This is a genomic window from Protofrankia symbiont of Coriaria myrtifolia (assembly GCF_900634755.1).
GTDB lineage: Bacteria > Actinomycetota > Actinomycetes > Frankiales > Frankiaceae > Protofrankia > Protofrankia coriariae.
This window is the reverse complement of the sequence record NZ_CAAAFS010000194.1, coordinates 1-12,966: the sequence shown is the minus strand read 5'-3', so window position 1 is coordinate 12,966 and position 12,966 is coordinate 1. Positions and strand designations below refer to the sequence as shown.

Annotated in this window: 10 protein-coding genes and 2 pseudogenes; 5 read left to right on the top strand and 7 right to left on the bottom strand. The window is 69.0% G+C overall.

The window, feature by feature from the left end:
• Positions 1-317: 317 nt before the first annotated feature.
• From CM1CMNOD_RS23040 to CM1CMNOD_RS10985, 5 genes and pseudogenes are all read right to left on the bottom strand, one after another.
• Positions 318-1,214 (bottom strand): annotated as a pseudogene (locus CM1CMNOD_RS23040) (family 2B encapsulin nanocompartment shell protein); the annotation flags it as partial.
• An 893-nt stretch (positions 1,215-2,107) separates the two neighbouring features.
• Entirely contained in the window at positions 2,108-4,615 is a 2,508-nt protein-coding gene (locus tag CM1CMNOD_RS11000) for a heavy metal translocating P-type ATPase (protein ID WP_013873722.1), read from the bottom strand.
• Positions 4,616-4,771: 156 nt separating this feature from the next.
• Positions 4,772-4,993 (bottom strand): heavy-metal-associated domain-containing protein, encoded by a 222-nt coding sequence (locus CM1CMNOD_RS10995; protein WP_013873721.1) that lies wholly within the window; start codon positions 4,991-4,993, stop codon positions 4,772-4,774.
• A 182-nt stretch (positions 4,994-5,175) separates the two neighbouring features.
• Entirely contained in the window at positions 5,176-5,466 is a 291-nt protein-coding gene (locus tag CM1CMNOD_RS10990; RefSeq protein WP_013873720.1) for a metal-sensitive transcriptional regulator, read from the bottom strand.
• Between the two features lie 507 nt (positions 5,467-5,973).
• A complete protein-coding gene (locus tag CM1CMNOD_RS10985) occupies positions 5,974-6,456 on the bottom strand; it encodes a hypothetical protein (RefSeq protein ID WP_013873719.1) in 483 nt (160 codons plus the stop codon).
• Here CM1CMNOD_RS10985 and CM1CMNOD_RS10980 point away from each other — a divergent pair.
• The 4 genes from CM1CMNOD_RS10980 (at position 6,437) to CM1CMNOD_RS10965 (ending at position 10,131) form a co-directional block, all read left to right on the top strand.
• Positions 6,437-7,378: a histidine kinase gene (locus CM1CMNOD_RS10980; RefSeq protein ID WP_083828249.1), complete on the top strand. Its 942-nt coding sequence runs from the start codon at positions 6,437-6,439 to the stop codon at positions 7,376-7,378. The two genes, CM1CMNOD_RS10985 and CM1CMNOD_RS10980, sit on opposite strands and share 20 nt — an antisense overlap.
• The gene (locus tag CM1CMNOD_RS10975) at positions 7,375-8,025 is read left to right on the top strand and encodes a response regulator (RefSeq protein ID WP_013873717.1); all 651 of its coding nucleotides are present in this window, start codon (positions 7,375-7,377) and stop codon (positions 8,023-8,025) included. Before CM1CMNOD_RS10980 ends, CM1CMNOD_RS10975 begins: the two co-directional genes overlap by 4 nt.
• Before the next feature lie 262 nt (positions 8,026-8,287).
• Positions 8,288-9,337, top strand: a complete 1,050-nt coding sequence (locus CM1CMNOD_RS10970; RefSeq protein ID WP_013873716.1) for an ABC transporter ATP-binding protein — start codon at positions 8,288-8,290, stop codon at positions 9,335-9,337.
• The gene (locus tag CM1CMNOD_RS10965; protein ID WP_013873715.1) at positions 9,334-10,131 is read left to right on the top strand and encodes an ABC transporter permease; all 798 of its coding nucleotides are present in this window, start codon (positions 9,334-9,336) and stop codon (positions 10,129-10,131) included. The genes CM1CMNOD_RS10970 and CM1CMNOD_RS10965 overlap by 4 nt, the downstream gene beginning before the upstream one ends.
• A gap of 63 nt (positions 10,132-10,194) precedes the next feature.
• Here CM1CMNOD_RS10965 and CM1CMNOD_RS10960 read toward each other — a convergent pair.
• Positions 10,195-10,719 (bottom strand): annotated as a pseudogene (locus CM1CMNOD_RS10960) (DUF234 domain-containing protein); the annotation flags it as partial.
• On the opposite strand from CM1CMNOD_RS10960, the gene CM1CMNOD_RS10955 reads away from it, so the two are divergent.
• Positions 10,720-11,034 (top strand): hypothetical protein, encoded by a 315-nt coding sequence (locus CM1CMNOD_RS10955; protein WP_083828247.1) that lies wholly within the window; start codon positions 10,720-10,722, stop codon positions 11,032-11,034. It abuts the pseudogene before it with no gap.
• A 101-nt stretch (positions 11,035-11,135) separates the two neighbouring features.
• On the opposite strand, the gene CM1CMNOD_RS10950 is transcribed toward CM1CMNOD_RS10955, so the two are convergent.
• Positions 11,136-12,755 (bottom strand): MFS transporter, encoded by a 1,620-nt coding sequence (locus tag CM1CMNOD_RS10950; protein ID WP_013873714.1) that lies wholly within the window; start codon positions 12,753-12,755, stop codon positions 11,136-11,138.
• Between the last annotated feature and the right edge of the window lie 211 nt (positions 12,756-12,966).

The following is a 12,966-nucleotide window of genomic DNA, read 5'->3' as shown; positions in this document are numbered from 1 at the left end:
ACCCAGAACCTTGGTGGGGGCGTGCGCCTGGTCCAGGGAGACCACCGGTATTCCTTCGGGGTTTTTCGGCAGTGCCGAGTCGTGCGGCGATGCGGACTGTTCCTGGCCCATGGCGAGTTCCTTTCGTAGGTGACGGACGGTCAAAATATCTGTCTACGCTATGATCCACCCTGATGTGCTGACATGCGGGTTTTCAAGATGACCATTTTCTGTGTTGAAGCTCCGGCAGTCCTCCGTCGATCCTGCGTCGACACCGAATCCCGAAGATCCAGGGTTCTGCCGGCCGCATCTGTGGCATGTCCGATTCCGGCGCGGTGTCCGATCTCGACGTTCTCGAGGATGCCGAGGGCGTCGGGGACGGAGTAGTAGGCGCTGACGAGGTAGGAGATGATGGCTTTTTCGTTGATGCCCGTGAAGCGGACGTTCAGGCTGGGCTGGACCTCGTCGGGGATACCGGCGTGGTGTGGGCCGATACACCCTGCGCCTCCTCGCCGACGCGGACCGCCAGGATGGATGTGCTCCGGGTGGTGGTGATGGGATTTTGTCGCTGGGGAGGATGGGGCCGCCGCGCCAGGCGGATATGCGGTGGCCGGCGATGTCGACGCTCCGTGGGTAGAGGCCGCGGCGGTTGGCCTCCCGGCCGAACGCGGCGATCGCCCGGGGATGCGCGAGAATGAACTGCGGATTCTTCCACACCGTGGCCAGCGGTTCGTCGAGGTCGTCGGGGGTGGGCGGGCCGGTGCGGATGTGGATGCGTTGTTTGAGGTCGGCGTTGTGGAGGAGGTCGAAGCCGCGGTTGTTGAATAGTTCGTGTTCCTGGCGTTCGTGGAGGGCTTCGATGGTGAGGCGGAGTTGCTGTTCGAGCTGGTTGTTGGGTTCGTTGTGGAGGTCGGCGACGCGGCTGTGGACGCGCAGGATGGTCTGGGCGACGCTGAGTTCGTATTCGCGGGGGGCGAGTTCATAGTCGACGAAGGTGCCGGGGAGGTCGGGTTCGCCGTGGTGGCCAGCGGTGAGGTCGATAGCGGCTTTGCCGTATTTGTTCTGGGCTGGTCGGGGCGGGTGCGGTACTGGTCGAGGATTTCTTGGAAGGCGCTGCGGGGGAGGGTGAGGATGGTGGTCGCGGTGGCGGCGGTGGTGTATTGCCAGGTGCTGTCGGAGCCAGTGAGGGTGTCCTCGCCGAAGTAGTCTCCGTCGGCGAGGACGCCGAGGGTGGTCGCCGCTGCTGTCGGCGGCTGATGCCACTGGCTCTGTCACCGCATCTACCACCAATCTCTGATCCTGCAACCGGTCGCTCTTCCCTCACCGGGGCTACCGTCTGACGGCTGAGGTCGGCGAGCGATCGTGATGAACGGTCGCGGCGCACAGGGGGTGGCTGCCTGCCTGTTCGTAGGCGGCCATGAGTTGTTCATGACGATTTGGTGCGGTGAGTGCGCGCCAAATATTAACTGGTTCGCGTGAGATTCACAACTGATTCGTCTTCCCCTGCTGTCGCGTACCAACCGTGATGGCCAGGTGGTTACCGGCGGTGGTGGCGATTCTGCCGGCCGAGGCTTCCGACAACGGCATGAATGCTTTCCGGACGGCGCGGGTGGCCTGCGGTCACCAGGATTTCCCGCAGGCCGGCGACGACGTGCGGTGAAAAGCACGGTGAAAGGTGACGCGGTACCGGCCCGCGGCCTGGCCGCGGCGGACCGTACGGCCCGGTCCCAGGTGTTGGCCGATATCATGCGGACCGGGCTCGCGGCGGTCCTCCCATATGTTCCGACCCGGCGGCCCGGCAGGTGGTTCACCAGGTCGGGACGGGTGTCGAGGACGGCCGTCCGCCACGGGGCGCCGCTACCGGACCTGCGGTGACAATGGCCGGCGGGGTATCCGGCCGCAGCCGTCCTCCGACTTCCGTCAAGCCGGTATTGTATTCGCTGAAACGACATGGCCGGTTTTCCGGCGATAATTCACCGGTATCCGTCCAGCGGATTGTTCAGCGAATTTTCCGGCGGTCGCCGGGGTCGTTCACGGAACGGACGGTACTGGCTTCGAGCCGTCACAATTTCTACTACTTTCCGTAGTCATCCCGCTTTGATCTTCGATGAGATGTTGCGGAAAGTAGTTAATCTTTCTCTCCGGTGGAGCTGCTACCGAGCGTCACGGTGCTATCCCCGCCGGCCGGGTCGCCACTCCGCGCCGCTCGGCCGGTGGGGCGGAAGCGGCGCAGCCGCAGCGAGTTGGAGACGACGAACACGGAGCTCAGCGCCATGGCCGCACCGGCGATCATGGGGTTGAGCAGGCCGGCGGCGGCCAACGGAAGGGCGACGACGTTGTAGGCGAAGGCCCAGAACAGGTTGCCCTTGATGGTGGCCAGGGTGCGCCGGGACAGCCGGATGGCGTCCACGGCCGCGCCGAGATCCCCGCGGACGAGGGTGATGTCACCCGCCTCGATCGCGGTGTCCGTCCCGGTCCCCACGGCCAGGCCCAGATCGGCGCGGGCGAGCGCGGCGGCGTCGTTGACCCCGTCCCCGACCATCGCGACGACCCGGCCCCGCGCCTGCAGCCGGGCGACGACGTCGACCTTGTCCGTGGGCAGTGCCTCGGCGATCACCTCGTCGATGCCGGCCTGCGCGGCAACCGCGTGGGCGGCTCGGGCGTTGTCACCGGTGAGCAGGACCGGTGCCAGGCCGAGGCCACGCAGCCGGCGGACCGCGTCCGCGCTGCCGGGCCGGAGAGTGTCGGCGACGACGAGCACCGCGCGGGCGGCGCCGTCCCAGCCGGCGAACACCGGCGTACGGCCGTCCCGTTCGGCGGCCTGGGCTGCCTGCTCGAGCTCGTCGGGGATGTGCAGCGACCACTCCTCGAGCAGGCGACGGCGACCAGTGACGATCTTCTGGTCGTCCACCGTCCCCCGCACACCGAAGCCGTCGACGCTGCTGAAGTCCTCGACGTCCGGCAGTTCGCCGAGCCGTTCCCGTGCCCCGTGGGCGATCGCCCACGCGATCGGGTGCCCGCTGGCCGCCTCGACCGCGCCGACCAGCCGCAGCACCTCGTCGACGCCGGCCTGCGCACCATCGGTGCCGGTACCAGTACTGCTGGTGCCGGTATCAGTGCGGTCAGGGCTGGCGGCGCCGGTGCCGGCTGTAACGACCGCCAGCAGGCTCATCCGCCCGGTGGTCAGCGTCCCGGTCTTGTCCAGGACGACGGTGTCCACCCGCCGGGTCGATTCCAGTACCTCCGGCCCTTTGATCAGGATGCCGAGCTGGGCGCCACGGCCGCTGCCGACGAGCAGCGCGGTGGGGGTCGCCAGGCCGAGCGCGCACGGGCAGGCGACGATCAGCACGGCCACCGCGGCCGTGAACGCTGCCGTCGGCCCCTCGCCGAGAGCGAGCCACACCGCGAGGGTGACGGCCGCGAGGCCGATCACGATCGGGACGAACACGGCCGACACCCGGTCGGCGAGCCGCTGGATCGCGGCCTTGCCGCTCTGCGCCTCGACGACCAGTTTCGCGATCTGCGCGAGCTGGGTGTCCGCGCCCACCCGGGTGGCCCGGACCACCAGCCGACCGTCGGTGTTCACGGTGGCGCCGGTGACCGTGTCACCCACGCCGACCTCGACCGGCACCGACTCGCCGGTGAGCATGCTCGCGTCCACCGCGCAACCGCCCTGCTCCACGACCCCGTCGGTGGCGATCTTCTCGCCTGGGCGCACCACGAAGCGGTCGCCCACGGCCAGCTGTTCAATGCCGATCCGCAGCTCCTGGCCGTTCCGCAGGACCGTCACGTTCCTGGCGCCCAGTTCGAGCAGCGCCCGCAGCGCGGCGCCGGCCCGCCGCTTGGCGCGCGCCTCGAAGAAGCGTCCGGTGAGGATGAGCGTCGTCACCACGGCGGCGACCTCGAGGTAGATGCTGTCCGTGCCGCTGCCCCGGTCGGCGGCTGGCCCGGAGGGCATGCCCGTCATGCCCGTCATGCCCGTCATCCCCGCGTGGCCGGAAGACGCATGGCCGAAGAACAGGGCGTACAGCGACCAGCCGAACGCCGCGAGCGTGCCGATGGAGATCAGCGTGTCCATGGTCGCCGCGCCGTGGCGCAGGTTCGTCCACGCCGCCCGGTGGAACGGCAGACCGCCCCACAGTACGACCGGGGTGGCCAGCGCCAGCGACAGCCACTGCCAGTTGTCGAACTGCCACGGCGGCACCATGGCGAGCAGCAGCACCGGCAGGCTCAGCAGACTGGAGACGATCAGCCGTAGCCGCTGCGGGTCGACCCGCTCCGCCCGCTCGGTCGCGGGGGCGGCCCGGCCCGTTTCCGCGGCCCCTTCCCGGCCCGTCACCGTTGGGGCCTCGTCCGCCGGGACGGCCCGTGGCGGCTGTGGCCGCTGGGGTACCTGCGGTGGCTGGGCGCGGTAGCCGATCCGGTGCACCTCGGTGACCAGGTCGGCCGCGGTGAGTCGGTCGGGGTAGACGACATGCGCCCGCTCGGTGGCGTAGTTGACGGTGGCGGTCACACCCTCGAGCCGATTGAGCCGCTTCTCGATGCGCGCCGCGCAGGACGCGCAGGTCATCCCGCTGATCGACAGATCGATCTTGTGGACGCCCGAGGGCGGCGCGGCATCCGCGGTCACGCTCATCGCGGTCGTTCCTCCGTTCCGGCTGGCCGGCCCGCCTCGTCGAGGTGCGGTGGCTCGTCCCCCGACGCGTCCGGCCGATGCCGCTGGTCCTACCGGTTGGGTTCTTCGCCAGCCGGCTTCTTCCTGGCCGGCTGGCCCGCTGTTGGCTGTGCCCCGCTACCGGCTGGCGGCGGGGCTGGCGAGTTCGTAACCGGCCTCGTCCACGGCGACTCGGACAGCGGTCTCCGCCAGCGGCTGTTCACTGATCACCGTTACCGCGCCGCTGCCCAGGTCCACCTGGACGTCACTGACGCCCGGGATCCGGCCGATCTCGGTGCTCACCGCGCCGACACAGTGCGAGCAGCTCATGCCGACAACGGTGTAGGTGGTCGTGGTCACAGCTGGTCCTTCCAGAAGAAACGATCGATTTCGGGGTGTGCCTGGCGTCGTCGGCGGTGCACAGCCACGTCCCTTCCGTGGCCCGTGACGCCTCTCGTCGTCCACGCCGGGAGTTTGTCGGACGTGGGACGAGCGCCGGGCGCGGTGGACGCGTGATCATGTCGTCGTGTTGTCGTGGGCGCTCAGGAGCGGAGCAGGCGGGCGATCGCGTCCGAGGCCTCCCGTACCTTCTGGTCGGCCTCCTCGCCGCCGGCTGCCGCCGCCTGCACGAGGCAGTGCGCCATGTGCGCGTCGAGCAGGCCGAGCGCGACCGAGCGTAGCGCTTTCGTCGCTGCCGAGACCTGCGTCAGGATGTCGATGCAGTACTGTTCCTGCTCGACCATCCGTTGCAGGCCGCGGATCTGGCCCTCGATGCGCCGCAGCCGCTTGAGGTAGTCGTCCTTGTCGCCGATGTAGCCGTGGCCCGCGCCCATCCGCACCTCCAGCCCCCATACCCTCCAGGGGTATCTACGACGGTGCCGACTCTATACCCTTAGGGGGTACCGGTAAAGCCGCAACGCCCGCGTCGCGATGCGGACGTGACAGTCAACGGTGTTGATGCCACTCCGCCTGCTCCTGCTCTGCGTATCAGGGGCGTCATGCCGCGAGTAGGTCGTCGGGGTCGCGGGCGAGGATCGAAGATGCCGTCCAGCGTCGCTGCGGGGCGGGTCACCGTTCGTCGTACAGGGCGACGACTGCCGCTTCGACTGTGTGATCGTCGCGAGAAACCTGCGAAGCGGCTTGAGGGGGAGGGATTGATCCACTCTATAGTCAACGGTGTTGACGGTGCTGGGCATACAGCTTGATCTTCTGGTTCTGCTGACCGCGGCATTCGGGTCATCGACATTTTGATCATATGGCCGGGTGGGTAGGGCGCATCAGGCGTCGGTGTCCCGGAAGGACTGGCTGTGTACGTCCGCGGACGTAGGAAGATCTCGCGTTCAGTACGTCGTGAGGCGGATGCCGTCGGACCTGCCGGTGGATACCGTCATCTGGTGGATGTTCGGAAGCTGGTCGCGATTGGCGGCTGTCTGCGTGCCGACGTCCTCCCTGCGGCCGTGGTCGCGGCTGTGCTCCTCCTCAGCAGCACCCAGATTAATCATGAAGGGCTCGGATCCGGCCGTCGTCTCGACGCCGTGGGTTACCTGCTGCTCGCCGTTGCCGCCGCCGTGGTGCTCCTGCGTCGCTACCGGCCCCTGTCCATGCTGGCCGCTGAATCGGTCCTGGTCAGTGTTTATCTCGCCGCTGGCTATCCGAACGGTCCGCCACCGGTCCAGCTTCCGCTCGCCGTCGCCGCCTTCTCCGTCGGCACTCGGCTGCCGGTCGTGCCCATGGCTGTCGCGGCCGGGGTCGCCGGGGTGACCGTCGTCGGCGGAGAGCTGATCGGGGACGTCCTGGCCGACGATGATGCCGGCTGGACGCACTGGGTTGTCGGGACGCTGGGCATCCTCTGGCTGGCGGTGCCGGCACTCATCGGGGGGGCTGCTCCAGGTCGCGCGCCGTTCCAGCGCACAGGCCGAGGACGAGGCGCGGCGAGCCAGGGCCGAGCAGGAACGGCTACGGCTGTATCGCGAGGTACACGACGTCGTGGGTCATGGGCTGTCTGTCATCTCCCTGCAGGCCGGGGTCGCCCTCCATGTCTTCGACCGGCGTCCTGAACAGGCCCGGGCCGCGCTTGAGGCGATCCGGCGCACCAGCCACGACGCGTTGGAGGAGCTGCGCGCGGCCCTCGCTCTCACCCGCCTCGGCGTCGACACCCGGCCCGAGCGGGCCGGCGCCCCCGACAACGCCGGCATGATCGTTGACGGTACCGGGAGCGCCGACCAGGCCGACAACGCCCGGCATGTGCCGTTGACCGGTCTCGCGCGCCTGGACGGCATGCTCGCACAGGTCCGGCGCGCCGGCCTTCCGGTGGATCTGGTGACTTCCGGTGAAGGCCCCGAGGTCCTGCCGGCCGAGGTGGATCTCGCCGTGTTCCGGGTCATCCAGGAGTCGCTGACGAACGTGCTCAGGCATGCCGGCCCGGCTCGCGCCCGTGTCGAGATCTGTTACAAGCCCGACCAAGTGATGGTCGGGGTATGTGACGAGCCGGTCGCCGGCCAGCCGATGACCGTCGTGGCACCGGCGATGGCCACGGACGACGCCGGGCCCGCGAACACCGGGCACCCCAGCCCGGTGTCCACCAGCCACGAGCACGGACATGACCACGAGCACGGACACGGCCATGGGTTACGCGGTCTGCGGGAACGCGCCGTCGATCTCGGGGGTACGGTGACGGCCGGCCCGCTGCCCGGCCGCGGCTGGCAGGTCCGGGCCGTCCTGCCGCTACGGCAGGTGAATACATGATCCGGGTGGTGGTTGCCGACGACCAGCCGCTGGTACGGCTCGGCCTGCGAGTACTGATCGACAGTGAGGACGATCTCGAGCTGGTCGGTGAGGCCGAGGACGGGCGCAAGGCGATCGCCGTTGTCCAGCGGACACGTCCGGACGTGGTGCTGCTCGACATCCGGATGCCCGTCCTCGACGGCCTTTCCGCCCTACGGGCGATCGTCGAGGACCCGCATCTTGATCAGACCCGGGCCGTCATGGTCACCACGTTCGAGCTGGATGAGTACGTTTTCGAGGCGCTGCGCTCAGGTGCGTCCGGGTTCGTGCTGAAGGATGCCGAGCCCGCGGAACTGCTCCGGGCGATCCGGGTGGTTGCGGCGGGGGAGTCATTGCTGTCACCAACAGTGACACGACGGGTGATCGACGCCTTTGCCCGCCGGCCCGCCGTGCATACACCCGACCTCAGTGGGCTCACCGCGCGCGAACGTGAGGTCATGGGGCTGGTGGGGCGTGGCCTGTCGAACGACGAGATCGCGCAGAGGCTGTTCATCAGCCCGGCCACGGCCCGTACCCATGTGAGCAGGGTGATGGTGAAACTGGGGGCGCGCGACCGTGCCCAGCTAGCCGTCCTCGCCAACCAGGCAGGCATGGTCACGCCGTCCTGACGCGTTACGTGCTGTTCTGACGAGCGGGTGTGCGCCCGCACCGCTCGCCAGGCCATCTCCGCTGCTCCGTTTCCGCTGCTCCGTTTCCGCGTACACATGCCCTACGCCGATCTGCGTAGCGCGGTGACGCCGCCGGGCGGACGACGTGACGCCGTCGGCCGGCGACTCTGGGGCCATGACATCAACTGCTGTCACAGCGGCCGTCACCACACCGGCTGATGTGACCAACACCGTGGGCGTTTCGCAACGCCGTATACCCGCAGTGACGGACGGTTCCGCTGTGGAGGTTCTTCACCTGACCAAGCGTTACGGTCGTAGAACGGTCGTCGACGGCCTGCGGATGCGTATCCCGACCGGTGCGGTCGCCGGCTTCGTCGGTCCCAACGGCGCCGGCAAGACCACCACCTTGCGGATGCTGCTCGGGCTGGTCCGGCCGTCCGCCGGCGAGGGCAGCGTTCTCGGCGAACCACTTACCAGACCACAACGGTACCTTTCCAGAGTCGGCGCACTGATCGAGAGTCCCGCCCTCTACCCGGGGCTGTCCGGGGAGCACAATCTCGCCGTGCTCGCCGCCCTCGGCGGTCATGACCGTTCCCGGATTCCGGAGGTCCTGGCCGAGGCCGGGCTCACGGGCCGTGGCGGTGACGCCTTCCGAACCTATTCCCTGGGGATGAAACAGCGGCTGGCGATAGCGGCCGCGCTGCTTGCGGATCCCGACCTGCTTGTCCTCGACGAACCCACCAACGGCCTGGACCCGGCCGGTATCCAGCAGATGCGGGAGCTGGTGCGCACACTGGGGCGGCGGCCGGGAGACGGGCGGGCACGGACCGTTCTGATCTCTTCGCACCTGCTGTCCGAAGTGGAGCAGATCTGTGACTGGATCGTCGTCATGGAGCACGGCCGGTCGGTCTACCACGGCCCTATCGACGGGCTGATGGCCGCTGGCGGGCGCAGCGTGCTGCTGCGTCCGCACCATCCGGACCATCTCGGCACCATGGCCGAGCTCACCACGGGCCGGAACCTGTCCGTGCGGCGTGACGGCGACCGGCTGCGTGTCGACCTGCCCCCGTCCGTTCCCGGTGAGCGGGGCGACCGGAGGCCCCCGGATGCCGAGTCGGTCATGGACGCGATGCTCGCCGACCTGAATCGGGACGCGTTCGCGGCGGGCATCACGCTCGTGGAGATCACCCCGGTACGGGTGAGCCTGGAAGAGCGCTACCAGAGCCTGGTCGGCGGAAGCTTTGTTGATCATTACCCTGGCGCGTCGCCGGCGGCCGGAGCTGCCGGGGTACTGGTGGAGGGAGCGCGATGAACCGCGCGTTGCACGCAGAGCTGCTCAAACTGCGCCGTCGGGGGACGCTTGTCGCGATCGCGGCGGTGGCCGCGATGGGGATGCTGGCGAGTGTCCTGGCCTTTGCCCTCGCCGAGGACACCGCACGGCCTCTCGACGGTCCCGGTGAGGGATTCGCCATGACGTTGGTGCGCCTTGCCGGCCCGGACGGCCCCAGCGTCGGGTTCGCCGCCGGGATGACCTTCGTCGGCCTGCTCGTCTTCGTGGTCTTCACCGCGAACGTCACCAATGAGTACGGCCAGGGGACGCTGCGGACGTTGCTGTTGCAGCATCCACGGCGGGCGGCCTGGCTCGCCGGCAAACTGACCGCGATGTTCGTGATGATGGCGGTGGCGCTGTTGGTGGCACTGGCGCTCAGCGTGGCCGCGGCTGTCGTCATGGCACAACTGCGTGGGGTGGAGACGTCGCAGTGGTGGAGCGGGGCAGCGCTCGAAACCGCCGCTGCCAATTTCCTGAACGCGCTCCTCGCCACGATGTGTTTCGCGCTTGTCGCAACGGCGCTGGGCGTGCTGACCCGCTTCACCGTACTGGCGCTGTCGATCGGGATCGCCTGGATGCTGCCGATCGAGCACATCATCCAACAGACATGGGATGGCGCGACTCGGACGTTCCCGGGCCTGGTGTTCGACGCGGTCGCCCGCGGCGGCCTGCCGGATGCCTCCTACGGCCCGGCGTTGGCCCTCGCGGCCGGGTACGCCGGCGTTGCCGCGATACTGGCAGCCGTCACCCTCACCCGCCGCGATGTGACCGCCTGACCGATCTGATCCATCTTATAGTCAACGCTGTTGACGGCATCCCGCCGGTTTGTACTCCGCGTGTCAGGGACGCCATGCTGTGAGCAGATCCTCGGGGCCGAGGGTGAGGATCCCGTCCATCGCCGTTGCGGCGCGGGTCACCGCGAGCAGCGGGGTCGAGTCGTCGGCGCCGGGCATCCGGGAGCGATGGGCGACGAGCTGGGCCAGATCGTGCGGGTCGAACGCGCGGTTGTTCAGCCACTTGATGGAGCCGACCAGGGTGACGCGCCTGGCGACCGGCGCCCGGTCCGCGCCGACGATGTCGATCTCGGGGTTGTTGGTCCGGGTCCAGTAGCCGCCGATGACGTTCGTCCCGTCCGGCAGCGGCCCGGGAGGCAGACGCCGCAGCGACTCCCTGATAACCGGCTCGATCGCGCGGCCGCGCCAGGTGCTCCAGGACGACGCGATCCTGGCGCGGACCAGGTCGCCACGACCACGTTCGATCTCGGCAAGGTTGGGGCCGAGAAAGGTCAGCCAGAATCGCAGATACGGGTCGGCGACTACATACCGGGTTTCTCGGGATGGCTGGGTCGACAGCGGGACCATGGCATGGCCGCCGTCACGCCTGCCAAGTCCGGCATCGCCTCCGGGCTGTTCAACACCACCCAGCAGATCGGGGGCGCGATCGGCCTCACCGTGCTGAGCGCCTTCGTCAACGCGCGCACGAGCAGCCTCACCGCCACTGGGAAGACCGAGGCGGAATCGCTGGTCGGCGGTTACCACGTGGCCTTCCTGGCCGCCGCCGGATTCGCGCTGACCGCCTTGATCATCGGTGCTGGGATGCTCAGGGCCGCACGGTCTGCGGCCGGGTGGCAACGAAGCGGTGCATCGTCCGACTCACGTCGCGGTGACGTGACCGGATGACGAATCTGATCCACTTTATAGTCAACGCTGTTGACGGCGCTGGTTCGAAATTTGATCTTCTGGTTCCAGCGGTCACAACGTCGGGATCACCAATATCTGGATCATGTGGCCGGGTGGGTGGGGCGCATCAGGACGAGGACGAGGGCGCCGGCGAGCAGGCCGGCCGCGGCGGCCACCGCGAACGCCCCCTGGACACCGGTCACCGCCGAGGCGTGCACGGCGCTGTCGAGAGCGTGCCGGGTGCTCGGCGGGGCCGCGCGCAGCAGCGACGCCGTCTGGCCGCCGGCGACCGCGCGGGCCGTCCGGGCCGCGTCCTCGACGCCGCGTCCGGACAGGCTGCGCTGCGCGCGAGCGGCGAACACGCTGCCCAGGACGGCGATACCGAAGGCGAAACCGAGCTGCCGCGCGGTGTTGACCGCGCCGGCGGCCATGCCACCGCGCCGCGCGGGCACGAGCGTCATCGAGACCGAACCGAGCGCGGGCGTCACGATCCCCACCCCAATACCGATCACCACGAAACCGGGTATGAGCGCCGGCCAGCTCGCCGAGCCGTGGACGAGCACGGCGGCGAGCGCGTCACCGAGGCCGACGAGCAGCAGACCGCCACCAAGGATCCAGTCGGGCCGTACACCGTGCAGGAAGCGGCCGGTCGACGCCGAGACCACGAACGCCATGACCGACAGCGGCACACCGGTCAGCCCGGCCTCGATCGGGCTGAGACCGACCACGGACTGCAGCCAGATCGAGGTGTAGGCGAACGCGGAGAAGGCGGCGAACGTCAGCAGGACGCCCGTGACGAGCACCCCGACGAACGACCGGTTACGCAGCAGCGTGAGGTCCAGCATGGCGTGCGACGATCGCGACTCGATGCCGGCGAAGAGGGCGAGCAGCACCGCCGCCAGCGCGAGCAGCCACCAGGTGAGCGCGTTGGACCAGCCCTCCTCGCTCGCACGGATGATCGCGTACGTCGCGCCCGCCGCCGCCGCGGTGAACGTGACCATGCCGGGGACGTCCACCCGGCTGTGGGTGGGCTCGTGCGCGTCGGTGAGCACGAACAGGCACAGCACGATGGCGGCGACGCTCACCGGCAGGTTGACGAAGAAGATCCACCGCCAGGACACGCCTTCGGTGAGCAGCCCGCCAATGATCGGGCCGACGGCGGCGGACGCACCCGACACCGCACCCCACATGCCGTAGGCGCTGCCGCGGTCGCGTCCGGTGTAGGAGCTGCTGAGCAGCGCGAACGTCGTCGCGAACATGGCCGCCGCGCCGACGCCCTGCACGGCGCGCGCCGCGATGAGCGCCGCGGAGTTCGGCGCGATGCCGCATGCGAACGACGACGCCGCGAACACCGCGAGCCCGGCGACGTAGGCCCGGCGATGGCCGACGAGGTCCGCGATGGAGCCGGTGCCGAGGACGAGCGCGGCCAGCGCGAGCGCATAGGCGTCGACGACCCATTGCAGCGCGCCGAACGACGCGTCGAGGTCGACCACCATGCCCGGCAGGGCGACGTTCACGATCGTCACGTCGACCAGCAGCATGAAGGTGCCGAGACAGACCGTCAGCAGCGGCAGCCACTTACGTACCCGTCCCGTCGCGGGCACGCTCCTGGCCCCGTCCGTCGACCGGATCGCCGGTCCCGCGGGCGGGGGCGGGGGAGAGGGAGAGGACGGCTCCATGCCGGTGCCATGACTGCGCTGCGTGTCAGCCTCCTGTGTCATCGGAACAGCTGTGGGCCACACCCGCGCCTGCCGGCAGGAGCCGACGAGCGTATCGACATCGACATCGGCTGTTCGACGATCATGACAACCGTCGAACAGCCGACCAGTGGTCCTCGACCGCGACCGCGGTCCGTACCAGGGAACTCAAACCTAGTGGAAGCCGCGTGCCCTGTTGGAACGAGCACCTTGCCGGAAGCCGCGTGTCCTGGAA

Bases quoted from the DNA above. Each gene is read 5' to 3' on its own strand.
- CM1CMNOD_RS10950 (WP_013873714.1), bottom strand. From the start codon at position 12,755: ATGACACAGGAGGCTGACACGCAGCGCAGTCATGGCACCGGCATGGAG.
- CM1CMNOD_RS10975 (WP_013873717.1), top strand. From the start codon at position 7,375: ATGATCCGGGTGGTGGTTGCCGACGACCAGCCGCTGGTACGGCTCGGC.
- CM1CMNOD_RS11000 (WP_013873722.1), bottom strand. From the start codon at position 4,615: ATGAGCGTGACCGCGGATGCCGCGCCGCCCTCGGGCGTCCACAAGATC.
- CM1CMNOD_RS10980 (WP_083828249.1), top strand. From the start codon at position 6,437: ATGATGCCGGCTGGACGCACTGGGTTGTCGGGACGCTGGGCATCCTCT.
- CM1CMNOD_RS10955 (WP_083828247.1), top strand. From the start codon at position 10,720: ATGGCCGCCGTCACGCCTGCCAAGTCCGGCATCGCCTCCGGGCTGTTC.
- CM1CMNOD_RS10990 (WP_013873720.1), bottom strand. From the start codon at position 5,466: ATGGGCGCGGGCCACGGCTACATCGGCGACAAGGACGACTACCTCAAG.
- CM1CMNOD_RS10965 (WP_013873715.1), top strand. From the start codon at position 9,334: ATGAACCGCGCGTTGCACGCAGAGCTGCTCAAACTGCGCCGTCGGGGG.